Below are 26,968 nucleotides of genomic sequence, written 5' to 3' on the forward strand. Positions count from 1 at the left end.
CCGGGTCGCGAGCAAGCTCGCACCGGCAGGGTTGTTTGTCGCTCTGCTGTTGAGCGGCTGCATGAGCCTGCCACTGCCGCAACACACGCCAACGCTGGCGTTGCCCATGCAACTGCATGTGCAACGCGAACAGGCCGATCAGCGCCAGGACTGGTTGCTGGTGATTCAACAGGAAGACGCCGGGCTGCGCTGGTCGCTGATGGACCCGCTGGGGATCCCGCTGGCACGCCAGCGCTTGCAAGATGGCCACTGGCACGCCGACGGGTTGCTACCACCCAACCCCCAGGCCCGGGAACTGTTCGCAGCCTTGCTGTTTGCGCTCACCCCGCCAACAGAACTGGCGCACAATTATCCACAGGCAAACTCTGAAGCTGACGTGCGAATACTGGGGCAGCGCTGGCAGGTGCAGTACACCCGGCCGCAGGTCTTTCGCATCGACATGAAGGACGACCTGCACTACACCATCACCCCGTTGAACGCTGAGGGCGCCCCATGACCGCCTACCTGAATGCGCTGGGTATCATCTGCTCACTGGGCCGTACCCCGGATGAAGTCGCTCGGCATCTGTTTGCCGGCGATTGCTCCGGCATGCAACGCGAAAGCGGCTGGGTCCCGGAGCGGGCGCTGACCGTGGGGGCCGTTCGCGGCGAGCTGGCAACGATCCCGCCCGCACTCGATCAACAAAGCAGTCGCAACAATCAGTTGCTGCTGGAGGCCGCGCTACAGATTCGCGGCGACATCGAACACGCGATCACCACCTATGGCCGCGAGCGCATTGCCATTGTGCTGGGCACCAGCACCTCGGGAATCGATGAAGCCAGCCGGGGCATTGCCCACTATCTACAGAATCAGCAGTTCCCCGGTGACTATGACTACCAGCAGCAAGAGCTGAGCGCGCCGGCCAACTTCCTTGCCGACTGGCTGAACATCAGCGGCCCGGCCTATGTCATTTCCACCGCTTGCACCTCCAGTGCCCGTGCGTTAATGAGCGCCCGACGGTTACTGGACATGAACCTGTGCGACGTGGTGCTGTGCGGTGGCGTCGACAGTCTGTGCAAACTGACGCTCAATGGCTTTTCGGCACTTGAAGCGGTGTCCGAGGAACGCTGCAATCCCTTTTCAGCGAACCGCAGCGGGATCAATATCGGCGAAGCAGCTGTGCTGTTTTTAATGAGCAAGCAACCCGCCAGCTCACATTCGATTGCCCTGCTCGGCGCGGGCGCCAGCTCGGATGCGCACCATATTTCGGCCCCCGAACCCAGCGGCCGCGGTGCCATTCAGGCCATGCACAGCGCCCTGCTACAAGCGGGGGTGTCCGCCAGCCAGATCGGCTACCTGAACCTGCATGGCACCGCCACCCAGCACAATGATGCAATGGAAAGCCACGCCGTGAGCCAGGTCTTCCCGCATGGCGTACCGTGCTCGTCGACCAAGCCCATGACCGGCCACACCCTGGGCGCAGCCGGCGCGCTGGAGGCCGCGTTTTGCTGGTTGAGCCTGACCCGTGGCAACGCCTTGCCCCCGCACCTGTGGGACGGACAGCCCGACCCGGCACTGCCCGCACTGAACTGGGTCACCCCGGGCCAAACCCTGGCATCCGCCCCAACACGCTGCCTGATGAGCAATTCGTTTGCCTTCGGCGGCAATAACGTCAGCCTGATTATCGGAGACGCCCCATGATTGATTGGCCGCTCGCCGAATTGCTGCCCCACGCTGGCGACATGATCTTGATCGATCAGGTGCTGGCGTTTGATGAAGAGCACATCCAGACCCGCCTCACCGTGCGTGCTGGCGGCCTGTTCAACCGCGACGATGGCAGCCTCCCGGCCTGGGTCGGGATTGAATTGATGGCGCAAAGCGTGGCCGCCTATGCCGGTTGCCGCGCGCGCCTTGAAGGCAACCCGGTGGTTCTGGGCTTTTTGCTCGGCACTCGCAAGTTCGAATGCAACGTCGAGCACTTTGCGCTCGGGGCCGAACTGCGCATCCACGCCCAGCGCTCGCTGGAAGACGACAACGGCATGGGCGTATTTGAATGCCACCTTACCGGCCCCGGCATTCATGCTACCGCCCGCCTGAACGTATTCCGTCCACCTCAGGCTGAAAACTACCTCACACAAAAACCCCAGGAGCCTCGCCATGACTGAGTCTGTTTTAGTCACCGGTTCAAGCCGTGGCATCGGTCGCGCCATTGCTTTGCGCCTGGCCCGGGCCGGCTTTGACCTGGTGCTGCATTGCCGCAGTGGCCGCCCGGAAGCCGATGCGGTGATGGCCGAGGTGCAAGCGCTGGGCCGCAGCGCCCGGATGCTGCAATTTGACGTCTCGGACCGGGCACAGTGCCGGGACATTCTCGAGGCCGATGTCGAAACCCACGGTGCGTATTACGGCGTGGTCCTCAATGCCGGCCTGACCCGCGACGGCGCCTTCCCGGCCCTCAGCGAGGACGACTGGGACGTGGTGATGCGCACCAACCTCGACGGTTTTTACAACGTGCTGCACCCGGTCATGATGCCGATGATCCGCCGCCGCCAGGCCGGGCGCATCGTGTGCATTACCTCGGTGTCCGGCCTGATCGGCAACCGTGGCCAGGTCAACTACAGCGCCTCCAAAGCTGGGCTGATCGGCGCCGCCAAAGCGCTGGCCATCGAGCTGGGCAAGCGTAAAATCACCGTGAACTGCGTCGCGCCGGGCCTGATCGACACGGCCATGCTCGACGAAAACGTTCCCGTAGAAGAACTGATGAAAATGATCCCCGCCCAACGCATGGGCACCCCGGATGAAGTTGCGGGCGCCGTCAACTTTTTGATGTCAGCGGAAGCTGGCTATATCACTCGCCAGGTGTTGGCCGTCAATGGAGGCCTGTGCTGATGAAGCGCGTCGTCGTCACCGGCATGGCCGGCATCACTTCGCTGGGCAGTGACTGGGCCAGCATCGAAGCCAACTTTATCGCTGGCCGTAGCGGTATCCGGCGCATGGACGAGTGGGATCGCTTTACCGAACTCAATACGCGCCTGGCCGGGCCGATTGACGATTTTGTGGTGCCGGCGCACTGGACGCGCAAACAACTGCGCAGCATGGGCCGGGTGTCCCGGCTGGCAGTCGGTGCAGCCGAGCAGGCGCTGCTCGACGCCGGTTTACTGGGTAATCCGATCATTCGGGACGGGCGCATGGGCGTGGCCTGCGGCTCGTCCACCGGCAGCACCGACGAGATCAAGGCGTTTGGCAACATGTTGCTCAACTCCGTCGCCGACGGCCTCAACGCCAACAGCTACGTACGCATGATGCCGCACACCACAGCGGCCAATATCAGCATCTTCTTTGGCCTCACCGGGCGTCTGATTCCCACTTCCAGCGCCTGCACCAGCGGCAGCCAGGGCATCGGCTATGCCTACGAAGCGATCAAGTTCGGCCGCTTGCCGCTGATGCTGGCCGGTGGCGCCGAAGAACTGTGCCCGACCGAAGCCATGGTGTTTGACGCGCTGTACGCCACCAGCCTGAAAAACGACGCCCCGCACACCAGCCCGCGCCCTTACGACAGTGGCCGCGACGGTCTGGTCATCGGTGAAGGGGGCGGCATGCTGGTGCTCGAAGAACTGGAGCACGCATTGGCCCGTGGCGCCCACATCCATGCCGAGATCGTCGGCTTCGGCAGCAATGCCGACGGCCAGCACACCACGCGCCCCGAGATCAGTACCATGCGCCGGGCGATGGAACTCGCCCTGGAAGACGCCGGCATCGGTGCCGAGGCCATCGGCTATGTGAACGGCCACGGCACCGCCACCGAACAGGGCGATATCGCCGAAACCCAGGCCACCAGCGAATTGTTCGGCAAACACATGCCGATCAGTTCACAGAAGAGCTTTTTGGGCCATACCCTGGGTGCCTGCGGAGCGCTGGAGTCGTGGTTCAGCATCGAAATGATGAACCACGACCGCTACGTGCCGACGCTCAACCTGGATGACGTCGACCCGCGCTGTGGTGAACTGGACTACCTGCGCGGTGAATTCCGCCAGTTGCACAACGAATATGTCATGAACAACAACTTTGCCTTTGGCGGGGTCAACACGTCGTTGATCTTCCGTCGCTGGGTGTAACGTCAAGGAGACTACCTACATGCAATTCAAAACGTTCGCGGCCACCACCACACTGCTGCTGTGCGCCCTGCCCGCAATCAGCCAGGCTCGTGATACCGCCCTGTATCTGCCATTTGATCAGGTCGTCACAGAAGCCATCAGCACCGGCAAGATCGACGGCAGCGTCAAGTTCTACCTGGCTGGCAACACCCCGGCCGGCAAAGTCAGCGTCATCAGCCCGGGCGCGGTAACCAACAAAAAAACCAATGCGTTTAACAAGAGCGACGAACAGGCTTGCTCCTGGGCGCTGCAATCGGCGTTGATCACCCTGCACGATGCCGCGAAAAAAGTCGGCGCCAACGCCGTGACCAACATCGCCAGCTTCTACAAACGCAACGAGCGCAAAGACCCGAAAACCTACGAATGCCATGCCGGCGCCGTGATCGCGGGCGTGGCGTTGAAAGGAGATTTGTCGAAGGTGAACTGAAGGCTGCTGAACAGCGGCTCCAGACATGAAAAAGGCGCCTTTCGGCGCCTTTTTTTGCAAACAGACGGACCTGTTGGCGGGTTGCCCAGGATCCTTGTAGGAGCAAGCTTGCTCGCGATAGTTGCAAAACCGCTGTGGTGATCCAGCAAACACACGCGTTATCGTTAACGAGCATCGCGAGCAAGCTCGCTCCTACAGGTTTTTTGCACGTCGGCCGTGCATAAGACGGCCCTGCGCAAGAGCACTCCCTTTCATTCGCAGGACGATTCCTAGAGAATCCTTGGGCCTTGCGCCTGTCTCTTTCGATCGCTAGCCTCCGTTTCGTCATCCCCCAGGGTGACCGGACGTGCAAGTCCGTTAGACATAGTGCTGCAGCATCAGCCCGATTTATGGCGGCTGCGCGTGGGAGGCTTTCGAGCCTGCCGAGTTCTATGTCCTCGGTCTTGCACACCCACGTACAGCTGCCACCCTCTTGTGTGCAAGCAAATGGTGAGCACTCCAAATTGACGTAGAGAGCTAAACCATGACCCACACACCCGAATACGAAGAAACCCTCGAACACACCCATGAACTGCTGCGTTGCGCCCTCGCGACGGCCTCATCGGCCGATAATCTGCAGGGCCTGAACCGCGATGTGGCACTGGCTGTGGATAAGTTACTGCCGGGGTAATCAATCCGGCCCGCTGCCGCTCGTTTGCCGTCCCCCCTCTGCCGCAGCGCACGAGTGGAACGAGGCCGCGTCCGGCGGCCTAGCCGTCGCAAAACGTCACACGAAAAACCACTCCCGGTGTTTCAAGGTGAGGGCTGTACCGTCTTGCGCGTCAGCAGTTGCGCAAACGTATTCGCCATGGGAGATGGCGTGCCCTTGCGTTGCACCAGCCACACTGCCGTGTTGGCATCCGGGTCCAGCAACGGCCGGTAGACCACCCCTTTGATTCGCATGTGCTGGAACGAGGCCGGCAGTACCGACACGCCCAAGCCCGCCGAGACCAGGCCGATGATGGTCATGGCTTCACCGGCTTCCTGTGAGAAGTGCGGGCTGAAACCGGCTTGCCGCGCCAGGCTGAGCAACTGTGCGTATAACCCGCTGCCATAGCTGCGCGGGAAGAAAACAAAGGGTTCGTTCGCCAGTGCCGCCAGGTGCAGGCCGTGCTCGCTGCCTTCGGCCAATGGATGGTCGGCACGAATGACCGCCACCAGGGGCTCACGAAACAATTCCACCGCACTCAATGATTCGGGCAACACCAACGGACGCATCATGCCAACTTCGATGGACTCGTCCACCAGCGCTTCGGCCACTTCGCGGCTGCTCATCTCCTGCAGGTTCAGGTGTACGGCCGGGAAGGCCTGGCGAAATGAAAAAATAGCCTGGGGAATACTCGAACTGAACGGCGCCGAAGAGGTAAACCCGATCTTCAGTTCACCCAGCTCACCCAACTGCGCACGCCGGGCCACATCAGCCGCTTTGTCGACCTGAGCCAGTACCCGTCGCGCCTCTTCCAGAAACAATCGCCCGGCTTCGCTCAGCTCAACCCGACGGTTGGTCCGATCAAACAGCCGCGCCCCCAGTTCTTGCTCCAGCGCCTGGATTTGCTGACTTAAAGGTGGTTGCGAAATGCCCAGCACCTGGGCTGCACGGCCGAAGTGCAGCTCTTCGGCGACGGCAATGAAGTAGCGCAAATGACGCAATTCCATGAAGGCTCCATTGAGTCGTATAACCTATCAAACAGGTCGAACAATATATTGGAAAGAATCGTTAGTGGCCTATATTCTTTTGTCATTGCCGTTCGGCTTTGCGCTCTTTTGAGGTCCCCGTGAAAACTGCTGTCGCTCCACTCGCCCACGACATTCCACCTCCCGTCCCGGGTGATGCAGTCGCCCCGTTGAATGACGTGTTTATCGAAAAAGGCACACCGCTTTTTATGCGCACGGTGCTGGCCCTGTTCTCGGGTGGATTTGCAACCTTTGCCCTGCTGTATTGCGTACAACCGATGATGCCGTTGCTGTCCCACGAGTACGGGATCAACGCGGCGCAGAGCAGCCTGATTTTGTCCGTGGCGACCGCCATGCTGGCCGTTGGCTTGTTGATTACCGGCCCCATTTCCGATGCCTTCGGTCGCAAACCGGTGATGGTGTTTGCGCTGTTTTCGGCAGCCGGCTTTACCCTGCTCAGTTCGCTGATGCCAAGCTGGGAAGGCGTGCTGCTCACGCGCGCACTCGTGGGGCTGTCGCTGAGCGGCCTGGCCGCAGTGGCCATGACCTATCTGAGTGAAGAAATTCACCCCCAGCACATTGGCCTGGCGATGGGGCTCTATATCGGCGGCAATGCCATCGGCGGCATGAGCGGGCGACTGATCAGCGGTGTATTGATCGACTTCGTGAGCTGGCACACGGCGATGCTGGTCATCGGCGGGTTAGCGCTGGTGGCGGCACTGGTCTTTGTGAAAATCCTGCCTGAGTCGCGCAACTTCCGCCCCCGCTCCATCAACCCGCGCAGTTTGCTGGACGGCTTCACCGTGCATTTTCGCGATGCCGGGTTGCCCTGGCTGTTTCTCGAAGCGTTCTTGCTGATGGGCAGTTTTGTGACGCTGTTCAACTACATCGGTTATCGCCTGCTGGCTGACCCGTACAACATGAGCCAGGCGTTGGTGGGCCTGTTGTCTGTGGTGTATCTGTCGGGGATCTACAGCTCGGCGCAAATCGGCGCACTGGCCGACAGACTCGGCCGACGCCGGGTGCTGTGGGCGGTGATCGTGCTGATGCTGGTCGGGATCGCACTGACCATGCTCGAGCCCATCGCCTGCGTGATGATCGGCATGTTGCTGTTCACCTTTGGTTTCTTCGGCGCCCACTCGGTGGCCAGCAGCTGGATCGGTCGTCGCGCTCTCAAAGCCAAGGGCCAGGCCTCGTCGCTGTACCTGTTCAGTTATTACGCCGGGTCGAGCATCGCCGGTACGCTGGGCGGGGTGTTCTGGCATTACGCGGGCTGGAACGGCATCGGTACGTTTATTGGCGGGTTACTGGTGATCGCCTTGCTGGTGGCGTTGCACTTGGCCAAATTGCCGGTGCTGCCGGGCAATGCCAGAAACCCGTGAACCTGGTCACTGAATGCCCGGCAGGAACACACGTACGCGGGTTATTCCACGGTATTGACCAGTAGCCGGGCCTCAAGGCTCTGGTCATGCTTTTCCAGGCTCAAGGTTTCGAACTGCGCCCCTTCCCGCTCGCTGCGCGCAAGCCAGTTCAAGAGCGTCAGCGCATCGCCTTTCAAGGTGATGCGCAACACCTCGGCGTCCATTTCAAACTGTTGCACATTCAACCCCGATTCAGCCGCGCTTTCACTGAGCCGGATCGACAAGGGTTGATCGAAGACCTTGACCGCGGACGTGGGTTTGGCCTGCTGCACTTCAGCCGCCTGCTGCAGGGTTTTCGTGTAGAGCACTTGAGCCGCCGCCAGGCGTTGTTGCGCGGGCAGCCAAAGACCGTACACGCTGAACACACCCAGCAGGAACACCGCCAGCACCCGGCACAAGGTCCGGTCCCGCGGTGGAAGATGCTGCCAACGATCACGCAACACACTTGAACGGGCTTTCATGCGGCGTCCTCCAGGGTGAGGATGACCTGCACCCGGTTACCTTGTTGGCGGGCGTTGCCCAGGGTGATCGGCAGTCCGCTTTGCACACCTTGCGCACGCAGCTGTTCCAGTTCTGCGAAGCTGCCCGCCGTGATGCTCAGCGCCCAGCCCGTATCGGCTCGCCACTCCATGCGTTGCACTTCGACACTGCTGGCACCAATCACCCGCTCGGTGAGCTGGACCAACCGGGCCATGTGACCGCTTTGCGGGTCGGCGCCCCGCTGTTGCAGAGCCTTGAGTTGCGCCGACAGATCAACAATGCGCGTTTGCCCGGGATACAGGGCGTGGAATCGCTGTTCGCTCAAGGCATACAGGCGCGCCGCTTCCCCTTCAAGAAAACTGCTGCGCACGTGGGTAAACCCCAGCGCCAGGATACCCATCAGCAACACCACAGCGCTGACTGAACGCCACGGCCACACCGGCGTCATGCGCTGGAACTCGCCCTGCAGCAAGTTGATGGCATTGCCTGGCTGACGGTTCAGCAGGCTGTCGAGACCGGTATCGGTATCAAGCGCCAGCTCGGTCAACGTGGCACCCAGCCCGCCTTCGAGCGCCTCCAGGGCCGGGGCCGACAACGCCAGCCTTGCCTCCAGCGCTCCGCCCACGATCCAGCGTCCATCCCACCAGGCTCTGCAGGGCCGATCTGTCGGCAACAGATCGGCATCGACCTGCACACTGACGATATTCAAGCCACAGGCCTGTAACTGCGCCAGCAAGGACTTGAAGCGCTGCCGGTCAATGATCAGCAATGGATAGCGCTGCTGAGCGTCTGCTGGCCCGACAGCAATATGCAAGTCTTCCAGGTCGTCGGCCAGTTGGTCCTCGACAGCAAATGCCAAGGCCTGGACGCCAGGCCGACGTTTGTTCGGCCAAGGCTCAGTGAGCAGCCAGCTGCACATTTCCATGGGCAGGATGAGGTTCACTGCATTGAGTTTGAACGCTTCGGCGGCAGCGCCTGGGAGGCCACGACACACCGCCGTGTCGTCCTGCCAGAAGTAGACCGGGGCGTGATCAAAGTCGGTTTCGCCGCTGCCGGCAAAGCCTTCAGCGGTGAGATAAAGCCAGCTGTTCATCAGAGGGATTCACTGTGTGTGTGGGCGCTAAAAAGCGCCGCTGCAAAAGGTGCCATTCGCCGGTTTTAAGGTGACGCGCCACATCACTTTCGAGACGCAAGCGGCTTTGTCCCAGGCGCACATGGGTGGTGATCCGAAACCATCTACTCTGGGTGCCCAGGCCGCTGGCGTGAACGCCGAGCCCCCTGAGCATCGGGGTAAAGGTGAAGTCTTCAATGTCGGCATACCCCTGCTGGGGGCGCTGGGCCACCAACCTTCGGGCCATGTCGGGGGTCACGCCTTCCAGCGTCGCGAGCAAGCCTGCGGAGGCGGTGTTGATGTTGAGTGCCGTGCCTTTGTCCAGCAGCGCGATCCAGGGCTGCATCCGTGAAAACCACAGCGCATCCACCCCTTCGACCTGACGCAACTGACTGATGTCACTCAAGCTCAGGCCCTGGAGCGCGCTGGCATCCAGCAAAGGAACCTTGAGCCCGGTTTGCAACTGCAACCAGCGCTGCGCCACGACCTTGTCGACCGGCCCTTTGGTGAGCAAGGCCGCCACATTGAAACGCCCCGCCAGGTCTTCAATCTCGACCTCGATGCGGCCGTTGTCGATCGGCATGTCCGGCTGCTCTTTGGCCCAGCTCTGACCGGCGGCGACAACCCCCTTGGGGTCGGGCAAATGCTCGCGCAACCGCTGCCGTGCCCAGGCTTCGCCGGCAAAGCCCAATTGACGCAACTGCAACTGATGAAGCTGCTGGGCATTGCTGTGAAGTGACAGGCGCTGGCTGCGCAACATGCCGGCGGTTATCAACAGCGCCAGGCTCATCACCAGCAACACGGTAATCAGGGCAATGCCTTGTTGGTCACGGCGCATCATTCGCCCTCCGCCAGCAACAGGACGCGCCGCACGTTCTCGAAGCGTCCCACCGACAGCTGGAGCTCCAGGGCGCGCGGGGCCTTGTTGCGCACACCCCCTGCGCCCGGCCACTCGCTGCGCCATCCGGTGTTGCTGTCGAACAGGCGCCAACTCACCTTGCGCACATCACTCAGCAGCTTTTGCTTTTGCAGCCCGGGTAAATCCAGGCCGCGGCTGTAACGCCAAAGCACGCCGTTTTCGAGCCGGTAGCTGATGTCTTGCAGCTCGCTGCGCGGTTGGCCCAACGGGTTTCGCCAGTTACCGCGACGCAGGTTGAGCTGGTTGGGGTAAAGCACCACACCCGGGTTGCGCCGCGAGGTCTGCACCTGCAACACATCGCGCTCGATCAATGCCACGGCCCGCTGCAAGCTGCGCAGTGATTGCTCATGGGCACTGCTGCTGCGTTCGGCCCGCACCACGCCATCAAACAGGCGCCAGCAGCCAATGCCCAGCAACGAGAAAATCGCGATGGCAATCACCAGTTCGAGCAAGGTAAAGCCTGCCTGTGGCTTATTCATTTCGGGCCACAATCCACTGCGTGACTGACTGTACGGCCTGTTCGCTACCCGCCGGGCTGACCGTCAGTTCGACCCTCAGCAAGCCGCTGCCGGGTTCAGGCTCGATACGCTGCTCAATACGCCAATCGCGTTGCGCAAAGCTCACGGCGAGGGTCTTTCGCCCTTGAGCCACTGGCGGCGTTTGCAACTGCAGTTCGCTGAGGTGGTTGTCGGCCAGCCACGCGGCGAACAACCGCGCCTCGACCCCCGCGCTCTGCCCCAGCACATAGCTGCTGGCAGACAGGACCGCCGCCGACAGCGTGGCGAACACCGCCAGCGCGATCATGACTTCGAGCAAGGTGAATCCTTTTTCAGCCTTCACAAAGGCACCTCGTTGTCATCGATCCGCGCCTCGCCGAGGCCATCGCTGACGATGCTGCGCCAGCGCAGCGGCGGGCTCTCGAAATGCAGGTCGAACGCAGTGTTCTCATCGCTGCTCATCCACAACAAGTGCGGGGTGTCCGAACCTGCGATCAGGGGCTGAGGTTGCCCTTCGAGTGTCAGGGCCAGCACCAGCCCTTCCGGCAGGTGAACTTTGGGCTCAATCGCTCGCCATTGCTCATCGTCAAAACGCATGAGCTGGTAGGCCCCGGGCTCCAGTCGCAGGCCATATTCCTGCCCCTCGAGCACGGCTTTTTCACGCAAACCGTGCATCACCGCGAGCAACACGTCCGCTTCCTGACGCGCTTGCCGGGCGTTGTTGTCGCCCAGGCTGATGTGCACCATAGAAGCCAGCACGCCGATCAGCACAATGACCACCATCAGCTCGATCAAGGTAAAACCTGCTGCCGCGCGTCGCATGCTTCAGTTGCTCCAGTTGCCGATATCGGCGGCATGCTCTTCACCCCCGGCCACACCGTCCGAGCCAAAGGAATAGAGGTCATAACCCGGCGAGCGGGTACCCGGGCTCAGGTACTGGTAAGGCGTGCCCCACGGGTCCAGCGGCATGCTTTTGAGATAGCCCTGCGGGTTCCAGTTTTTTGCCACCGGGGTACCGGACGGACGCTTGCTCAGCGCTTCAAGGCCCTGTTGGGTGGAGGGGTAGCTGAAGGTGTCGAGACGGTACATTTCAAGGGCCGTGGCAATCGCCTGAATGTCCGTGCGGGCAGCCGTCACTTTGGCCTGATCGGGGCGGCTCATGAACTGCGGCACCACGATTGCACCGAGCACACCGATAATGACCACGACCACCATGATTTCAATCAGGGTGAAACCGCGTTGAGAAGATTTTGAGGCAGTTTTCATAGGTCAACTCACCAGTTGATTAAGGCTAAGAATGGGCAACAAGATGGCCATGACGATCAGCAGAACGACTCCGCCCATGAGCACCAGCATGATCGGCTCGAACAAGCTCACAACCAGCGCGATACGAGCCGCGAGCGCTTTTTCCTGCTGTTCGGCGGCCCGTGCCAGCATGTTGTCCAGCTCGCCGGCGCGTTCACCGCTGGCTATCAGGTGCAGCATCATGGGCGGGATGTCACCACTGCGTTCCAGGCCCCGGGCCAGGGTGCCGCCCTCGCGTACGGAGCGGGCGACATCCACCATGCGCTGGCGAATGGCACGGTTGGCAATGACCGTGGCCGAGATTTCCAGGGCGTCCACCAACGGCACCGCACTTTTGCCCAGAATCGACAGGGTGCTGGCAAAACGTGCAGCTTCCATCGCCCGCAACACCCCGCCCACCAGCGGCGCATTGAGCAGCAACACATGCCAGCGCACTTTCAGCCGTGGCTGGCGCAAGGCCCAGCGGGCAACGCCGGTACCTGACAGCAGTACGACCAGCAGCAGCCAGCCATAGGTGCGCAAGCCGCTACTCAGGGCAATCATGGCCTGAGTCAGCACAGGCAACGGTTGGCCGCTGTTGACGAAAATCTTCACCACGTCCGGCACCACGTAGCCCAGCAAGAAACCGACAATCGCCAGCGAGGCAAAAAGCAGGATCATCGGGTAGACCAGCGCCAGCTGGATTTTCTGGCGGGAGGCCTGACGGGCTTCGGTGTAGTCCGCCAGCTGTTCCAGGACATGGCCCAAATGACCGCTGCGCTCACCCGCCGCGACGGTGGCCCGGAACAGTTCGGGGAATGCCCGGGGGAACGCCGACAACGCGGTGACCAGCGCATGACCTTCGATGACACGGCTGCGCACGGCAGCCAGCAGGCTGCTGACCACCCTTTTCTCACTTTGTGCCATGACCGCCGCCAAGGCTTCTTCGAGGGGCAAGCCGGCATGGATCAGGGTCGATAATTGCCGGGTCAACAGCGCCAGATCGGTGACCCCAAGCCGCGTCCCCGCGTGCACCTGGCGCCCTCCCGGACGGCCTGCACCGGCCTCGCCCAGGCGCGTCAGGCGCAGGCCCCGCTCGCGCAGAATCTGTCGCGCATGGCGCGCACTGTCGGCGTCTTGCAGCCCGCGGCAACTACGCCCGTTCGCGTCCTGCGCTTGATAGTCAAAGGTGGGCATGGTCAGTCTTCCTGGGTGACGCGCAGCAGTTCATCAAGGCTGGTCTGGCCCTCAAGAACCAGCCGCTGACCGTGCTGAAACAGGCTGGGCGACAGCACCCGGGCCTCACGGACCAACTGCGGCTCGCTCGCGCCCTGATGGATCAATGCGGCCAGGGCCGGGCTGATGTTCACCAGTTCGTAGATCCCGGTGCGCCCGCGATAACCTTGCTGGCATCGTTTGCAGCCGTGAGCGCGATACAGCGTCACCCCGGCCTGCGGGGCGAGCCCCAGGCGCTCGCACAAGTCCGGGGCGGCGCTGTACGCCACCTTGCAATCGGCGCACAGGTTGCGCAGCAGGCGCTGAGCCAATACCCCCACCAGCGACGACGCCAGCAGGTAGGCATCGACGCCCATGTCGACCAGCCGCGTGACCGCGCCAATGGCGCTGTTGGTGTGCAGGGTCGACAACACCAGGTGCCCGGTCAGCGAAGCCTGCACAGCAATTTCGGCGGTTTCCTGATCGCGGATTTCACCCACCATGACCACGTCCGGATCCTGACGCAGGATCGCTCGCAAGCCGCGGGCAAACGTCATGTCGACCTTGGTGTTGACCGGGGTCTGGCCGATGCCCGGCAAGTGATATTCCACCGGGTCTTCGATCGTCAGGATGTTGCGCGACTGATGATTGAGATGGCTCAGTGCGGCATACAGGCTGGTGGTTTTGCCCGACCCGGTCGGGCCTGTGACCAGGAATATCCCGTGGGGCCGCGCCAGCACCTGTTCAAAGCGCCCCAGGGTTTGAGGCGGCATGCCCAGGCATTTGAGGTCCAGGCGACCGGCCTGCTTGTCGAGCAAGCGCATCACCACCCGCTCACCGTGTGCCGAAGGCAAGGTCGAAACCCGCACATCGACCTCATGCCCGGCCAGACGCAAGCTGATCCGGCCATCTTGCGGCACGCGCTTTTCTGCGATATCCAGGCGGGCCATGACTTTGATCCGTGACACCAGCAAGTTGGCCAGTTCGCGCTTGGGCCTGAGCACTTCGCGCAATTGGCCATCGATGCGCATGCGCACCGACAGGTAATGCTCGAAGGTTTCCAGGTGCACGTCGGAGGCTTTTTCACGCATCGCTTCACGCAACAGGGCGTTGATCAGGCGAATGATCGGTGCATCGCCTTCTTGTTCCAGCAAATCTGCGGTTTGCGGTACTTGCTCGGCCAGGCTCATCAGGTCGAGCTCACTGTCGAGTCCCTGGGCCACTTGCTCGGCAGCGCTTTGACCGGCGCTGTAAGTGCCGGCCAGGGCGTCGCTGAAGTCCTCATCGCTGACTCGCTGCACTGCCAGCTCGCCCCCTGTCCGGCGCTGCACTTCGGCCAAGGCGGTCAGGGGTGCACCGTCGCGCATCAGCAATACCGCCGGGGTCGAGCGCGCATCCAGCAGCACCCCGAAACGCCGGGCGAAACCGAAAGGCAAACGTGGACTCGGCGCGGTCATGGCCGACCCGCTGCAGGTGCTGACTCGTGGTCATCAAACATGTGCTGCGGATCGCTGGGCAGCAGCAATGAGTTGTCGTCTTTGGCGCCCGGCTGGCTGAGTGTGCGCAATGCCTTGTAGCGGCTGGCGCTGATCTGGCGAATGTCCTGCTTGCTGCGCACTATGGTCGGCCGCAGGAATACCATCAGGTTGGTTTTGGTGTGAGTGTCTTTGTTCCAGCGAAACATCGCGCCTAGGTACGGGATGCTGCGCAACAACGGCACGCCGCTGACCTGTTGGCGTACGCTGTCCTTGATCAAGCCACCGATCACGATGATTTCACCGTCTTCCGCCAGGATCGTGCTTTTGAGCGAGCGCTTGTTGGTAATCAAATCAGTGGAATCGACCCCTTGCAGCGAGGGTGCAAGCTCGGAGTTCTCCTGCTCGACTTCGAGCCGCAACGAGGAACCATCGTTGATGTGCGGCTTGATCTTGAGGCTGATGCCGATGTCCTGACGCGTCACGGTGGTGAACGGGTTATCCGAGCTTTCGCCCGACCCGGTATAGGAACCGGTCTTGAACGGCACGTTTTGCCCCACCAGGATTTCGGCCTCCTGATTGTCCAGGGTCAGCAGGCTCGGCGTAGACAGGACATTGTTCTTGGTGTCGCTGGCCAAGGCCGAGATCAGCGCATTGAAGCGGTCACCGCCCACTTGCAACACGGCACCTTCGGGCAACTTCACGTCCCCGCCCGACAACGCGCCAATCTGGATGTTGGTGCCCGGAAAGGTAATCCCGCCTTGAGCCCCACCGGTGCTCACGCCCCATTGCACGCCGAGGGTTTGCGCGATATCGCCGGAGATTTCAACGATGGCGGCATGGATCAGCACTTGCGAGCGCGGCTGGTCGAGTTCACGCACGATGTCTTCCACGGAGCGAACCTGCGCCGGGTCGGCCATGACCACCAAGGCGTTCTGGCTGATATCGGCAGCGACCATCACTTCACGTCTGGACGCAGTTTGGGTGGCACCGGCCAAAGCGGTGTCTTGCTTGGCGCTTTGCCCCACTGCATCGAGCACCTCAGCCAGTTGCTTGGCATCGCTGTGGCGCAAACGGATGACCCGGGCGTTCTCTTGCCGGGTACTCGCGGGCTTGTCCAGCGAGTGAGCCAGTGTGCTCAAGCGCAAACGCACGGCTTCCGTACCGATGATCACCAAGCGGTTGGAGGTACTGTCGGCGATGACCTGGCTGACGCTACCTGCACTTTTTTTGTCGAGGGATTTGTCCATCACGCTGGCGATATCGCTGGCCAGGCCGTGGCGCAACTCAATGACCGTATGCCCATATTGCGTACCGGCATCGAGTTGGCGAACAAGCCGGGCAATACGCTGGGTATTGGCCGCAGTATCGGTGATGACCAACGCATTGGCAGAGGCGGACGGGCCGACATAACCGTTGTTGGACACCAGAGGGCGCAGCAACCCGGACAAATCAGCCGCAACGCTGGCGTTGAGTTCGATGACCTGGGTGACAAACTCCTGGTCCGGCACCTCGCGGTTTTCAGTATTGCCCGCACGGGCCTTGGCGTCGGCTGCCGGAACAATCAGTAAGCGGTCGCCCTGATCGACAATGGCAAATCCCTGAGCGTCCAGCACCGAATAGAACAGCTTGCGAACCCCTTCGCGATTAAGGGCCTCGTCAGAAATCACGGTTATCCGGCCCTGGACCCGAGGGTCCAGCACCACGGTGGAACCGAGTACTGTGGATATTTGCTGCACGACATCGCGCAGCTCTGCGTCTTTCATTGCCAACTGCCAATACTGCTCATCGGCAAGCGCAACACTTTGGAATAACAGTGCGCTCAGGGCAGTACTGCATAAAAAAAGACGGCCGAGGCCGAGCCTGTTTGGCCTGTTCATGATGTATCTCTAAGGTTGTTCGGCAAGGGGCCGCAAATAAGTGGAGGTCGGAGCCGCTTTCGGGACCGTCGCCTTGGTAGCCGGCAACAGGTACTGGCCGGCCGACTTGAGTGCGAGGCGTTCCTCACGACCGTTACGCCACAGCACCACGTGTGTCACCTCTACCCGACGCAGAACGCTGCCACCCGGCAGGCGTTCGCCGACGCTGTAAAAACGCGCTTCATTGGCGCCAGCCAGCAACGCACGTGACGCGCCCTGGCTGGCAACCAGACTGGCGCGCAGTTCCAGTGGCTCGGCGCTGCGTGCCTGCTCGCCCTGGGGTGAAAGCCCCATGACCGTTGCGATTGCATCCGGCCTGAACGTGGCTGGCGGGGGCGCAGTGCCTGAATCAAGGGGAGCGAAGACCGGCACAGCACGCACGGTGGTGCGGTACATCCACTCCTGCCAGGCCTGATACGTGCCATAGGCCAAGGGCAATCCCGCCAAAAACACCCCGAGCACACCCCGCACGAAGCGGCGGGTGGCAAATGCTGAAATATTCAAAACCTGCTCATCTGAATGCCCGTACAGCCCGTTATAAAAATCGATATGGATTCACCGACGTGTCAGGCGAACATGCGCTTGAGCACCGCGTGTCCGCATAGCTGATGCTTGATCACCGCCGCCACATGCAGAAGCAACAGCAGCCCCAGGCACATGCAGGCCACGTTGTGAATCACGGAAAACAGGCTGAGGAACTGAACATCGGTCACTAAAAAAGGAATCGAAAAAATACCGAAAATACTGATATCCCTGCCCATCATCAGCACCCCGCTGATCAGCACGACGGCGGTCGACAGGTAGATCATCGAGTGGGCAATAAAAGCCATGTGCTGCATGGCATCTTTGGATCTTAAAACCTGGGAAAAGCCTTTACCAAATGACACATACATTCTGTAAAAGAACACCGGTGTAAACACGGCACCCAATGAAACATTAAAAGCGCCAATCGCCTCTTTAAGACTGGGCGACTGACTAATAAGCGCGGCGTAATATCCGGACATCATTAACCAGACAATAATAATCATCGACACGGCATGCAGCCATTTCTGCAAACTTGAATACGTTGTTTCGCGCACGGGAAAAACCTCTTTAACTCACGATTTCAATTCGTCCTCATCCTGAGTGCGTTCTATTAAAGCCGGATCGTTAGTTAAAACGATCCGGCCTCGGACAGGACTGGTTACTTCTCAGTCCAGGCCATGTTCCAATGCGAACCTACACCGGGTTCGAACTGGGTGGCCGTCGGTGTGAACTGCACGCAGTAACCCGAATTCGGGAACGGCTGGCACTCGTAGACCTTTCCGGTTTTTTCTTGCAAGACCAAAGTACCGGCCTTGTAATTTTTTACGCCTTCAGGGAATACAGCGTCGTATTCCTGGCTGCCGCCTTCACCGGTCAGGTTCAGGGTTTTGGTTTCCTGGAAGTTTTCACGACCGTCTTTGCTGCTGGCAATCAGCTTCAGGGTGTGAGCACCCGGTGCGCTGGAGACATCAACGTTTACAGTGGCGGTGGAGGCATCCAGGGCTTGCTTGGTGAAACCGACCTGTTTGTTGGCTTCGTCGTAAACAGTCGCTTCAACGGTGATGTTTTTGTTGGTCATCAGGGTGAAACCAACGGTGCCACGGCCTTTTTCCAGGACGTATTCAGACGCTACGTCATGGACATGCATGTAGGCCGATGGGTCCGGAACCATGGTGGTCAACATCTGGTAGCTGGTCACACCGGTTTCAGCCTTGGCGTAGAAGGTGTTGGTACCCTTGATCGGCTCGATGCTGCCGTCTTCGTTACGCACGCCTGCACGCACCGGCTTGTCCGCAGCGTTCACGGCTTGTGCCAGTTTGAACGACCAGTTTTCAGGCTGACCGTCCTGTACCGAATCGATACCTACGGTGAAGCTGTATTCCGGGCTTTCGGTGCTGCCGGTGAAGGCGCGGGCCTTGACCGTGTCACCTGGCAACAGCGCCTGGGTCGGTGCAATCACACCCACGTTCTGCCAGCCATCCGGCTCTGGTTTAGGATCGGTCGGATCAGTACCGCCGTCAGCGGTGATGTTCACGTCAACCACGTCGTAGAAGCTGGCCGCCGTGTCATCGACAGTCCAGGCACCCAGAATCACATGCTGGCCGCTGCGATCAGACGGAATCACGCATGCGTGCTTCTGGGCGATAGGGCCGGTGCTGCCTGCCGAGCCGTCAACCGGAACGGCGCCGCCACCGTCTACGCTACAGAACGGCGTCAGTTCGAAGGTGTCGCGGGTCAGTGGCAGGTTTGGGTTCCAGCCGGTCTTGGTGATGAAGTATTCCCACTTGGTGGTTTTATGCGCCGCCGTGAAGAACCAGCTGAACTCCATATTGCGGTTATTGACTTCAGTCTGGTGCCAGCGCGTTGGCGACTGGGCATTCAGGGCAGCAAAGGTGGCATTGCCACCGCTCGGAATCTGGCCATCCGCAGGACCGAACTCAGGGAAGCCCTTAGGCGCCTCACCCACAGTTTGCGGCTCATATTCAGCCTGGCCACAATTGGCATTCAGCTTCTGCTTACAGGCGAAAGCACGGGAAGGCGGTTCATCCATATAGCCGTGCGCAGCCACTTGCTGAGAAGCAAACAATGCCGCCATCAATGCCAGGGAAGATGCACACCCCATCACTGCACGTGACGTTGCAAGTGCACGATTCGTACTCATATAAAACTCCGGTTTATTCTTTATATAACAGAGAGAAAGTTATGCACTTTTATTAGAAGTGCGCACATAACAAACACAGAAACATGACACTTATTACTCCGCCACAAACGACCATAGGCATTCGGAAAAAGACCACAGCTCTTTTTCTAAATCCTTGAAAATCAATAATCGTCCGTTTCGGAGGTCGGAGATTTTACTTAGTTCCGATAATTAAGATGTAAGGCATTCCTCATTGGCCTGTAGGAAAAACCCGAAGCATTTAAGGGTAAGTATTTAAACGCACGTATTAATTAGAGTTATCCATCTATCAATACAGAATCCAGGCATTATTCATGGGCTAAAAGTCATCGATTGCAGATGCTGATCCCTTACAAAAAGCACAAACAAAAACGCCCGGCATAAGCCGGGCGTTTGGGGTAAACCACTCACTATTACTGGTGATACTGACCCGAGAACTCGTGCACCGCGCTGATAAAGGCGCCTGCGTGCTCCGGCTTCACTTCCGGGGTGATGCCGTGGCCCAGGTTGAACACATGGCCGGAGCCCTTGCCGTAGCTGGCGAGAATGCGCTGGACTTCGGTACGGATGGCTTGCGGGTTGGCATACAGCACTGTCGGGTCCATGTTGCCCTGTAGCGCAACCTTGTTGCCCACGCGTTGACGGGCTTCACCCAGGTCACAGGTCCAGTCCAGACCCAACGCATCTGCACCTGCATCCGCAATGCTTTCGAGCCACAGGCCTCCGTTCTTGGTGAACAGGATCACGGGCACTTTACGGCCTTCGTGTTCACGGATCAGGCCGCTGACGATTTTGCGCATGTAAGCCAGGGAGAACTCCTGATAGGCCGCAGCCGACAGGTTACCGCCCCAGGTGTCGAAGATCTGCACGGCTTGGGCGCCGGCCAGAATCTGTGCGTTGAGGTAAGAGGTCACGGACTGCGCCAGCTTGTCGAGCAACAAGTGCATGGCTTGCGGCGTGTCGTAGAGCATGGCCTTGGTTTTACGGAAGTCTTTCGAGGAGCCGCCTTCGACCATGTAGGTCGCCAGGGTCCACGGGCTGCCGGAGAAACCAATCAGCGGGACGCGACCGTTAAGTTCGCGGCGGATGGTGCTGACGGCATTCATCACGTAGCCAAGGTCTTTGTGCGGGTCAGGAATCGGCAAAGCTTCGATGTCAGCCAGGGTGCTGACGACTTTTTTGAAACGCGGACCTTCACCGGTCTCGAAGTACAGGCCCTGACCCATGGCATCGGGGATGGTCAGGATGTCGGAGAACAGGATGGCCGCATCCAGCTCAGGGAAGCGGTCCAGAGGCTGCAGGGTGACTTCACACGCGAATTCGGCATTCTTGCACAGGCTCATGAAATCGCCCGCCTTGGCACGGCTGGCGCGGTATTCCGGCAGGTAGCGACCGGCCTGACGCATCATCCAGACAGGCGTTACATCGACAGGTTGCTTGAGCAGAGCGCGAAGGAAACGGTCATTCTTGAGAACAGTCATGTCGGCATCCGGGAAAAAAGTGTGGGCATTTTCTCAGAGACGGACACAAAAGGCACGGCAAGAGCCGTGCCTTTTATCTATCGGGGCAATTTGACGCGGTTTTAGCCGCAAAACCGGCGCCCTGTTGCCGCTGCCACAGGCTGCGAAAAGGACCCAAGAGCCCTCAGGATTCAGGGTCGCCACTCAACCCTTCGCAACCTTCGGCAGCGGCTACAAGGGCTCTACACGCCCAGGTAATCCATGATCCCTTCGGCAGCCGTGCGGCCTTCGAAGATAGCCGTTACCACCAGGTCCGAACCGCGCACCATGTCACCACCGGCGAAAATCTTCGGGTGGCTGGTCTGGTGCTTGAACTTCGACTGCTCGGGAGCAATCACGCGACCCTGGCTGTCGGTCTGGATATCGAACTGCTCAAACCAGGAGGCCGGACTTGGACGGAAACCAAACGCGATGATCACGGCATCTGCCGGGATGATCTCTTCGGAACCCGGAATCGGCTCAGGGCTGCGACGGCCACGGGCATCCGGTTCGCCGAGACGGGTCTCGACCACCTTCACGCCTTCGACCCGGTCTTCGCCAACAATGGCAATCGGCTGGCGGTTATAAAGGAACTTCACGCCTTCTTCCTTGGCGTTTTTCACCTCTTTACGCGAGCCGGGCATGTTCGCTTCGTCACGACGATAGGCGCAGGTCACGGTCTTGGCGCCCTGACGAATCGACGTCCGGTTGCAGTCCATGGCCGTGTCGCCACCGCCGAGCACCACGATTTTTTTGCCTTTCATGTCGACGAAGTCTTCCGGCGACTTTTCAAAGCCCAGGTTGCGGTTAACGTTGGCGATCAGGAAATCCAGCGCATCATGCACGCCCGGCAGGTCTTCACCGGCAAAGCCACCTTTCATGTAGGTGTAGGTGCCCATGCCCATGAACACTGCGTCGTACTCTTCCAGCAGCTGTTCCATGCTGATGTCTTTACCGATTTCGGTATTGAGGCGGAACTCGATACCCATGCCGGTAAACACGTCACGACGGTGGCTGAGCACGGTTTTTTCGAGTTTGAATTCCGGGATGCCGAAGGTCAGCAGACCGCCGATTTCCGGGTTCTTGTCGAAGACCACCGGGGTCACGCCACCGCGCACCAGTACGTCGGCACAGCCCAGGCCAGCCGGGCCCGCACCGATAATTGCCACGCGCTTGCCTGTCGGCACGACCTTGGACATGTCCGGGCGCCAGCCCATGGCAAAGGCGGTGTCGGTGATGTATTTCTCGACCGACCCGATGGTCACCGCACCGAAGCCGTCGTTCAGGGTGCAGGCACCCTCGCACAGACGGTCTTGCGGACACACCCGACCACAGACTTCAGGCAGGGTGTTGGTCTGGTGCGACAGCTCGGCGGCGGCGAGGATGTTGCCCTCGGCCACCAGCTTGAGCCAGTTGGGAATGAAGTTATGCACAGGGCATTTCCATTCACAGTACGGGTTACCGCAACCCAGGCAGCGGTGGGCCTGCTCGGCCGACTGCTGGGGTTTGAAGGGTTCGTAGATTTCCACGAACTCTTTTTTGCGTTGACGTAACAGTTTCTTCTTCGGATCTTTGCGCCCGACATCGATGAACTGGAAGTCGTTACTCAGACGTTCAGCCATTGTTAAAACCTCATCAAACTCTTCAGGCGCATATCACTGCGGGTTGGCACGGATGCTGGAAAGCAACGATTTCAAGCTGGCAGCCTTAGGCTTGACCATCCAGAAACGACGCAGGTAATCATCGAGGTTTTCCGAGAGGTTACGACCCCACTCGCTGTTGGTTTCCTCGACGTATTCGTCCAGCACGTGTTGCAGATGGTTGCGGTATGCCTCCATCGCTTCGCCACTGATCCGCTGGATCTCCACCAGTTCGTGGTTCACCCGGTCGACGAAGGTGTTGTCCTGATCCAGCACGTAGGCGAAACCGCCCGTCATGCCCGAGCCGAAGTTGTAACCGGTTTTGCCCAACACGCAGACGAAACCGCCCGTCATGTATTCGCAGCAATGATCGCCTGTGCCTTCAACCACGGTGTGAGCACCAGAGTTGCGCACGGCGAAACGCTCGCCCGCCGTGCCTGCGGCGAACAGCTTGCCGCCGGTGGCTCCGTACAGACAGGTGTTGCCGATAATCGCGCTGTCCTGGGTTTTGTAGACGCTGCCCGCTGGCGGCACGATCACCAGCTTGCCGCCGGTCATGCCCTTGCCCACGTAATCGTTGGCATCGCCTTCGAGGTACAGGTTCAGTCCGCCTGCGTTCCACACGCCAAAGCTCTGGCCAGCAGTGCCTTTGAAGCGGAACGTGATGGGCGCCTTGGCCATGCCCTGGTTGCCGTGGGTACGAGCGATTTCACCCGAAATACGGGCACCGATCGAACGGTCGCAGTTGCAGATATCCAGTTCGAACTCGGCGCCGCTCAGGTCGTTGATCGCTGAGCGCGCCATGTCGAGCATCTTCTCGGCCAGCAGGCCTTTGTCGAATGGCGGGTTGCGATCAACCTGGCAGAACTGCGGCTTGTCGGCCGGAATGTGGTCGCTGCCCAGCAAAGGCGTCAGGTCGAGGTTGTGCTGTTTGGCCGTCTCGCCCTGCAGGATTTCCAGCAGGTCAGTACGCCCGATCAGCTCTTCAAGGGTGCGCACACCCAGTTTCGCCAGCCATTCGCGGGTTTCTTCAGCCACGTAGGTGAAGAAGTTGACCACCATGTCGACGGTGCCGATGTAGTGATTTTTACGCAGCGATTCGTTTTGGGTGGCAACCCCCGTGGCGCAGTTGTTCAGGTGGCAAATACGCAGGTATTTGCACCCCAGCGCGATCATTGGCGCGGTGCCAAAGCCGAAGCTTTCAGCGCCAAGGATCGCCGCCTTGATCACGTCGAGGCCGGTTTTCAGGCCACCGTCAGTTTGCACCCTTACTTTGCCGCGCAGGTCGTTGCCACGCAGGGTCTGGTGAGTTTCAGCCAGCCCCAGCTCCCACGGTGCGCCGGCGTATTTGATCGACGTCAGCGGCGATGCGCCGGTGCCGCCGTCATAACCCGAAATGGTGATCAGGTCGGCATAGGCCTTGGCCACGCCGGCAGCGATGGTGCCCACACCCGCCTCGGCAACCAGCTTGACCGAGACCAGCGCTTTCGGGTTGACCTGCTTGAGGTCAAAGATCAGCTGCGACAAGTCTTCAATGGAATAAATATCGTGGTGCGGCGGTGGCGAGATCAGGGTTACGCCAGGTACGGCATAACGCAACTTGGCGATCAGGCCGTTGACCTTGCCGCCAGGCAGTTGCCCGCCCTCACCCGGCTTGGCGCCTTGCGCGACCTTGATCTGCAGCACTTCAGCGTTGACCAGGTATTCCGGAGTCACACCAAAGCGGCCGGTGGCCACTTGCTTGATTTTCGAGCTTTTGATCGTGCCGTAGCGCGCCGGGTCTTCGCCGCCTTCACCGGAGTTGGAGCGTGCGCCCAGACGGTTCATGGCTTCGGCCAGGGCTTCGTGTGCTTCCGGCGACAGGGCGCCGAGCGAGATGCCTGCCGAGTCGAAGCGCTTGAGGATCGAGTCCAGCGGTTCGATTTCGTCGATGGCCAGCGGGGTGTCCAGAGTCTTGACCTGTAACAGGTCGCGAATCATCGACACCGGACGCTTGTCGACCAGCGCGGTGTATTCCTTGAACTTGCTGTAGTCGCCCTGCTGGACAGCCGCTTGCAGGGTTGCCACCACGTCCGGGTTGTAAGCGTGGTATTCGCCACCGTGCACGTATTTGAGCAGGCCGCCTTGCTGGATCGGCTTGCGCGGGCTCCAGGCTTCGGCAGCCAGCAGCTTTTGCTCGGCTTCAAGGTCAACGAAGCGCGCGCCCTTGATGCGGCTTGGCACGCCACGGAAGCTCAGGTCACACACTTCTTCGGACAGGCCGATGGCCTCGAACAGCTGCGCACCACGGTACGAAGTAATGGTCGAGATGCCCATTTTGGAGATGATCTTGAGCAGACCCTTGGTGATACCTTTGCGGTAGTTCTTGAACACCTCGTAAAGGTCGCCCAGTACTTCACCGGTGCGAATCAAGTCACCCAGCACTTCGTAGGCCAGGAACGGATAAACCGCCGAGGCACCGAAACCGATCAGCACCGCAAAGTGATGCGGGTCACGGGCGGTCGCGGTTTCAACCAGAATGTTGCTGTCGCAACGCAGGCCTTTCTCGGTCAGGCGGTGGTGTACTGCACCGACAGCCAGAGAAGCATGAACCGGCAACTTGCCCGGTGCGATATGACGGTCGCTCAAGACAATTTGGGTACGACCGGCACGCACGGCTTCTTCAGCTTGATCGGCGATGTTGCGCACCGCAGCTTCCAGACCCAGACCCTGATCGTAGTTGAGGTCGATGATCTGACGCTCGAAACCCGGCAGGTCGAGGTTCATCAACGAGCGCCATTTGGCAGGCGAGATGACCGGCGAGCTGAGGATCACGCGGGAAGCGTGCTCCGGCGATTCCTGAAAGATGTTGCGCTCGGCACCCAGGCAGATTTCCAGCGACATGACGATGGCTTCACGCAGCGGATCGATCGGCGGGTTGGTCACCTGCGCGAACTGCTGGCGGAAGTAATCGTAAGGCGTGCGGACACGCTGGGACAACACCGCCATCGGCGTGTCGTCACCCATCGAGCCCACGGCTTCGTAGCCCTGTTCGCCGAGCGGGCGCAGTACTTGGTCGCGCTCTTCGAACGTGACCTGATACATCTTCATGTACTGCTTGAGCTGATCGACGTCGTAAAACGCCGAGCCGTGATCGTGGTCATCGATGGTGGCCTGAATGCGCAGGGCATTCTTGCGCAGCCATTGCTTGTAGGGATGACGCGACTTCAGGCGGTTATCGATGGAATCGGTATCCAGCACCTGACCGGTTTCGGTGTCGACCGCCAGAATCTGGCCCGGCCCTACGCGGCCTTTGGCAATGACATCTGCCGGCTGGTAGTTCCACACGCCGATTTCCGAGGCAATGGTGATGTAGCCATTGGTGGTCGTGACCCAGCGCGCCGGGCGCAGGCCGTTGCGGTCGAGCAGGCAGACGGCGTAACGACCGTCGGTCATGACCACGCCCGCCGGGCCATCCCACGGCTCCATGTGCATCGAGTTGTACTCATAGAACGCCCGCAGGTCGGGGTCCATGGTTTCAACGTTTTGCCACGCAGGTGGAATCAACATGCGCACGCCACGGAACAGGTCGATGCCTCCGGTAACCATCAGCTCCAGCATGTTGTCCATGCTCGAAGAGTCAGAACCCACGCGGTTGACCAGCGGGCCGAGCTCTTCGAGGTCGCCGATCAGGTCATTGGCGAACTTGGTACGACGGGCCAAAGCCCAGTTGCGGTTGCCGGTGATGGTGTTGATCTCGCCGTTGTGGGCGAGAAAACGGAATGGCTGAGCCAGCGGCCATTTCGGCAGAGTGTTGGTGGAGAAGCGCTGGTGGAACACGCAGATCGCGGTTTGCAGACGCTCATCGCTCAGGTCCGGATAGAAGGCGGTAAGGTCCGCCGGCATCATCAGGCCTTTGTAAATAATGGTCTTGTGGGAAAAGCTGCAGATGTAGTGATCGGTGTCAGCGGCATTGCTCACCGAAGAACGGCGGCGCGCACTGAACAGTTTGATCGCCATGTCCTGATCGCTCAGGCCTTCACCACCGATGAACACTTGTTCGATCTGCGGCAAACGCTCCAGGGCCAGGCGGCCCAGCACGCTGGTATCGATCGGCACTTTACGCCAGCCCACCAATTGCAGGCCCGCCGCGAGAATTTCGCGGTTCATGTTGTTACGGGCCGCTTCGGCCTTGATCGGGTCCTGGTTGAAAAACACCATGCCGACCGCGTATTGCTTGGGTAAATCGCTACCGAAGTGTTCCTTGGCAACTGCACGCAGGAACAGATCAGGTTTTTGAATCAGCAGGCCACAGCCGTCGCCGGTCTTGCCATCTGCGTTGATCCCACCGCGGTGGGTCATGCAGGTCAGGGCCTCAATGGCTGTTTGCAGAAGGGTATGACTGGGCTCGCCCTGCATGTGGGCAATCAGGCCGAAACCACAGTTATCCTTGAATTCGTCGGGGTGGTACAGACCTGCTTTCATAGACACTTTCTCACCAGGCTGCCCCAAAAAGGGGCAAATTTCTTTTAATTCAACCACTTGCTTCCCGCGC

General features: G+C 60.2%; 25 protein-coding genes. 8 read left to right on the forward strand and 17 right to left on the reverse strand.

Translation table 11 applies throughout. The features are described 5' to 3' along the window. Nucleotides 1-61 precede the first annotated feature (61 nt). From DQN55_RS20560 to DQN55_RS22320, 7 genes are all read left to right on the forward strand, one after another. Nucleotides 62-496 (forward strand): DUF3261 domain-containing protein, encoded by a 435-nt coding sequence (locus DQN55_RS20560; protein WP_159434156.1) that lies wholly within the window; start codon nt 62-64, stop codon nt 494-496. Continuing rightward, nucleotides 493-1,680: a beta-ketoacyl-[acyl-carrier-protein] synthase family protein gene (locus tag DQN55_RS20565; RefSeq protein WP_048382864.1), complete on the forward strand. Its 1,188-nt coding sequence runs from the start codon at nt 493-495 to the stop codon at nt 1,678-1,680. Before DQN55_RS20560 ends, DQN55_RS20565 begins: the two co-directional genes overlap by 4 nt. Beyond that, nucleotides 1,677-2,144 (forward strand): hotdog family protein, encoded by a 468-nt coding sequence (locus DQN55_RS20570; protein WP_048382865.1) that lies wholly within the window; start codon nt 1,677-1,679, stop codon nt 2,142-2,144. The genes DQN55_RS20565 and DQN55_RS20570 overlap by 4 nt, the downstream gene beginning before the upstream one ends. Continuing rightward, a complete protein-coding gene (fabG, locus tag DQN55_RS20575; protein WP_048382866.1) occupies nt 2,137-2,865 on the forward strand; it encodes a 3-oxoacyl-ACP reductase FabG in 729 nt (242 codons plus the stop codon). Before DQN55_RS20570 ends, fabG begins: the two co-directional genes overlap by 8 nt. Then, the gene (locus DQN55_RS20580) at nt 2,865-4,091 is read left to right on the forward strand and encodes a beta-ketoacyl-ACP synthase (RefSeq protein WP_048382867.1); all 1,227 of its coding nucleotides are present in this window, start codon (nt 2,865-2,867) and stop codon (nt 4,089-4,091) included. Before fabG ends, DQN55_RS20580 begins: the two co-directional genes overlap by 1 nt. A gap of 19 nt (nt 4,092-4,110) precedes the next feature. Next, the gene (locus DQN55_RS20585; protein WP_048382868.1) at nt 4,111-4,557 is read left to right on the forward strand and encodes a hypothetical protein; all 447 of its coding nucleotides are present in this window, start codon (nt 4,111-4,113) and stop codon (nt 4,555-4,557) included. Between the two features lie 523 nt (nt 4,558-5,080). Beyond that, nucleotides 5,081-5,227: a DUF6124 family protein gene (locus DQN55_RS22320; RefSeq protein WP_162837541.1), complete on the forward strand. Its 147-nt coding sequence runs from the start codon at nt 5,081-5,083 to the stop codon at nt 5,225-5,227. A gap of 122 nt (nt 5,228-5,349) precedes the next feature. On the opposite strand, the gene DQN55_RS20590 is transcribed toward DQN55_RS22320, so the two are convergent. Then, entirely contained in the window at nt 5,350-6,252 is a 903-nt protein-coding gene (locus tag DQN55_RS20590; protein ID WP_048382869.1) for a LysR family transcriptional regulator, read from the reverse strand. 152 nt (nt 6,253-6,404) lie between these two features. Here DQN55_RS20590 and DQN55_RS20595 point away from each other — a divergent pair, with 152 nt between their 5' ends. Beyond that, nucleotides 6,405-7,652 (forward strand): MFS transporter, encoded by a 1,248-nt coding sequence (locus DQN55_RS20595; RefSeq protein WP_413037943.1) that lies wholly within the window; start codon nt 6,405-6,407, stop codon nt 7,650-7,652. A gap of 41 nt (nt 7,653-7,693) precedes the next feature. Here DQN55_RS20595 and gspM read toward each other — a convergent pair whose 3' ends face one another. The 16 genes from gspM to gltB form a co-directional block, all read right to left on the reverse strand. Continuing rightward, entirely contained in the window at nt 7,694-8,152 is a 459-nt protein-coding gene (gene gspM / locus DQN55_RS20600) for a type II secretion system protein GspM (protein ID WP_048382871.1), read from the reverse strand. Further along, nucleotides 8,149-9,264: a type II secretion system protein GspL gene (gene gspL, locus DQN55_RS20605; protein ID WP_048382872.1), complete on the reverse strand. Its 1,116-nt coding sequence runs from the start codon at nt 9,262-9,264 to the stop codon at nt 8,149-8,151. Before gspL ends, gspM begins: the two co-directional genes overlap by 4 nt. Further along, nucleotides 9,236-10,123 (reverse strand): type II secretion system minor pseudopilin, encoded by an 888-nt coding sequence (locus DQN55_RS20610; RefSeq protein WP_053070940.1) that lies wholly within the window; start codon nt 10,121-10,123, stop codon nt 9,236-9,238. Before DQN55_RS20610 ends, gspL begins: the two co-directional genes overlap by 29 nt. After that, nucleotides 10,120-10,680, reverse strand: a complete 561-nt coding sequence (locus DQN55_RS20615; protein WP_048382873.1) for a type II secretion system protein GspJ — start codon at nt 10,678-10,680, stop codon at nt 10,120-10,122. Before DQN55_RS20615 ends, DQN55_RS20610 begins: the two co-directional genes overlap by 4 nt. After that, nucleotides 10,673-11,041: a type II secretion system minor pseudopilin GspI gene (gene gspI, locus DQN55_RS20620; protein ID WP_048382874.1), complete on the reverse strand. Its 369-nt coding sequence runs from the start codon at nt 11,039-11,041 to the stop codon at nt 10,673-10,675. Before gspI ends, DQN55_RS20615 begins: the two co-directional genes overlap by 8 nt. Continuing rightward, nucleotides 11,038-11,520, reverse strand: a complete 483-nt coding sequence (gene gspH / locus DQN55_RS20625; protein ID WP_048382875.1) for a type II secretion system minor pseudopilin GspH — start codon at nt 11,518-11,520, stop codon at nt 11,038-11,040. Before gspH ends, gspI begins: the two co-directional genes overlap by 4 nt. A gap of 3 nt (nt 11,521-11,523) precedes the next feature. Next, nucleotides 11,524-11,964 (reverse strand): type II secretion system major pseudopilin GspG, encoded by a 441-nt coding sequence (gene gspG, locus DQN55_RS20630; RefSeq protein WP_048382876.1) that lies wholly within the window; start codon nt 11,962-11,964, stop codon nt 11,524-11,526. A 3-nt stretch (nt 11,965-11,967) separates the two neighbouring features. Further along, nucleotides 11,968-13,179 (reverse strand): type II secretion system inner membrane protein GspF, encoded by a 1,212-nt coding sequence (gene gspF, locus DQN55_RS20635; RefSeq protein ID WP_048382877.1) that lies wholly within the window; start codon nt 13,177-13,179, stop codon nt 11,968-11,970. Nucleotides 13,180-13,181: 2 nt separating this feature from the next. Continuing rightward, complete coding sequence (gene gspE / locus DQN55_RS20640; protein ID WP_048382878.1) at nt 13,182-14,654, reverse strand: type II secretion system ATPase GspE; 1,473 nt, start codon at nt 14,652-14,654, stop codon at nt 13,182-13,184. Further along, nucleotides 14,651-16,552 (reverse strand): type II secretion system secretin GspD, encoded by a 1,902-nt coding sequence (gene gspD, locus DQN55_RS20645; RefSeq protein ID WP_048382879.1) that lies wholly within the window; start codon nt 16,550-16,552, stop codon nt 14,651-14,653. The genes gspE and gspD overlap by 4 nt, the downstream gene beginning before the upstream one ends. Before the next feature lie 9 nt (nt 16,553-16,561). Beyond that, complete coding sequence (locus DQN55_RS20650; protein ID WP_231995627.1) at nt 16,562-17,095, reverse strand: type II secretion system protein N; 534 nt, start codon at nt 17,093-17,095, stop codon at nt 16,562-16,564. A 62-nt stretch (nt 17,096-17,157) separates the two neighbouring features. After that, nucleotides 17,158-17,670: a cytochrome b gene (locus DQN55_RS20655; protein WP_082150766.1), complete on the reverse strand. Its 513-nt coding sequence runs from the start codon at nt 17,668-17,670 to the stop codon at nt 17,158-17,160. A gap of 104 nt (nt 17,671-17,774) precedes the next feature. After that, a complete protein-coding gene (gene gbpA / locus DQN55_RS20660; RefSeq protein WP_048382880.1) occupies nt 17,775-19,277 on the reverse strand; it encodes an N-acetylglucosamine-binding protein GbpA in 1,503 nt (500 codons plus the stop codon). A gap of 431 nt (nt 19,278-19,708) precedes the next feature. Next, nucleotides 19,709-20,776, reverse strand: coding sequence for a uroporphyrinogen decarboxylase (gene hemE, locus DQN55_RS20665; protein ID WP_048382881.1), 1,068 nt, complete (start codon nt 20,774-20,776; stop codon nt 19,709-19,711). A 221-nt stretch (nt 20,777-20,997) separates the two neighbouring features. Then, nucleotides 20,998-22,416 carry an FAD-dependent oxidoreductase gene (locus tag DQN55_RS20670; protein ID WP_048382882.1) on the reverse strand — a complete coding sequence of 473 codons (1,419 nt, stop codon included), beginning with the start codon at nt 22,414-22,416 and terminating at the stop codon, nt 20,998-21,000. A gap of 33 nt (nt 22,417-22,449) precedes the next feature. Continuing rightward, nucleotides 22,450-26,898, reverse strand: coding sequence for a glutamate synthase large subunit (gene gltB, locus DQN55_RS20675; RefSeq protein WP_048382883.1), 4,449 nt, complete (start codon nt 26,896-26,898; stop codon nt 22,450-22,452). Between the last annotated feature and the right edge of the window lie 70 nt (nt 26,899-26,968).

It is taken from the genome of Pseudomonas taetrolens (genome assembly GCF_900475285.1).
GTDB classification, from domain to species: Bacteria; Pseudomonadota; Gammaproteobacteria; order Pseudomonadales; family Pseudomonadaceae; genus Aquipseudomonas; species Aquipseudomonas taetrolens.

Bases quoted from the DNA above. Each gene is read 5' to 3' on its own strand.
- DQN55_RS20560 (WP_159434156.1), top strand. From the start codon at position 62: ATGAGCCTGCCACTGCCGCAACACACGCCAACGCTGGCGTTGCCCATG.
- DQN55_RS20565 (WP_048382864.1), top strand. From the start codon at position 493: ATGACCGCCTACCTGAATGCGCTGGGTATCATCTGCTCACTGGGCCGT.
- DQN55_RS20570 (WP_048382865.1), top strand. From the start codon at position 1,677: ATGATTGATTGGCCGCTCGCCGAATTGCTGCCCCACGCTGGCGACATG.
- fabG (WP_048382866.1), top strand. From the start codon at position 2,137: ATGACTGAGTCTGTTTTAGTCACCGGTTCAAGCCGTGGCATCGGTCGC.
- DQN55_RS20580 (WP_048382867.1), top strand. From the start codon at position 2,865: ATGAAGCGCGTCGTCGTCACCGGCATGGCCGGCATCACTTCGCTGGGC.
- DQN55_RS20585 (WP_048382868.1), top strand. From the start codon at position 4,111: ATGCAATTCAAAACGTTCGCGGCCACCACCACACTGCTGCTGTGCGCC.
- DQN55_RS22320 (WP_162837541.1), top strand. From the start codon at position 5,081: ATGACCCACACACCCGAATACGAAGAAACCCTCGAACACACCCATGAA.
- DQN55_RS20590 (WP_048382869.1), bottom strand. From the start codon at position 6,252: ATGGAATTGCGTCATTTGCGCTACTTCATTGCCGTCGCCGAAGAGCTG.
- gspM (WP_048382871.1), bottom strand. From the start codon at position 8,152: ATGAAAGCCCGTTCAAGTGTGTTGCGTGATCGTTGGCAGCATCTTCCA.
- gspL (WP_048382872.1), bottom strand. From the start codon at position 9,264: ATGAACAGCTGGCTTTATCTCACCGCTGAAGGCTTTGCCGGCAGCGGC.
- DQN55_RS20610 (WP_053070940.1), bottom strand. From the start codon at position 10,123: ATGATGCGCCGTGACCAACAAGGCATTGCCCTGATTACCGTGTTGCTG.
- DQN55_RS20615 (WP_048382873.1), bottom strand. From the start codon at position 10,680: ATGAATAAGCCACAGGCAGGCTTTACCTTGCTCGAACTGGTGATTGCC.
- gspH (WP_048382875.1), bottom strand. From the start codon at position 11,520: ATGCGACGCGCGGCAGCAGGTTTTACCTTGATCGAGCTGATGGTGGTC.
- gspG (WP_048382876.1), bottom strand. From the start codon at position 11,964: ATGAAAACTGCCTCAAAATCTTCTCAACGCGGTTTCACCCTGATTGAA.
- gspF (WP_048382877.1), bottom strand. From the start codon at position 13,179: ATGCCCACCTTTGACTATCAAGCGCAGGACGCGAACGGGCGTAGTTGC.
- gspE (WP_048382878.1), bottom strand. From the start codon at position 14,654: ATGACCGCGCCGAGTCCACGTTTGCCTTTCGGTTTCGCCCGGCGTTTC.
- gspD (WP_048382879.1), bottom strand. From the start codon at position 16,552: ATGAACAGGCCAAACAGGCTCGGCCTCGGCCGTCTTTTTTTATGCAGT.
- gbpA (WP_048382880.1), bottom strand. From the start codon at position 19,277: ATGAGTACGAATCGTGCACTTGCAACGTCACGTGCAGTGATGGGGTGT.
- hemE (WP_048382881.1), bottom strand. From the start codon at position 20,776: ATGACTGTTCTCAAGAATGACCGTTTCCTTCGCGCTCTGCTCAAGCAA.
- DQN55_RS20670 (WP_048382882.1), bottom strand. From the start codon at position 22,416: ATGGCTGAACGTCTGAGTAACGACTTCCAGTTCATCGATGTCGGGCGC.
- gltB (WP_048382883.1), bottom strand. From the start codon at position 26,898: ATGAAAGCAGGTCTGTACCACCCCGACGAATTCAAGGATAACTGTGGT.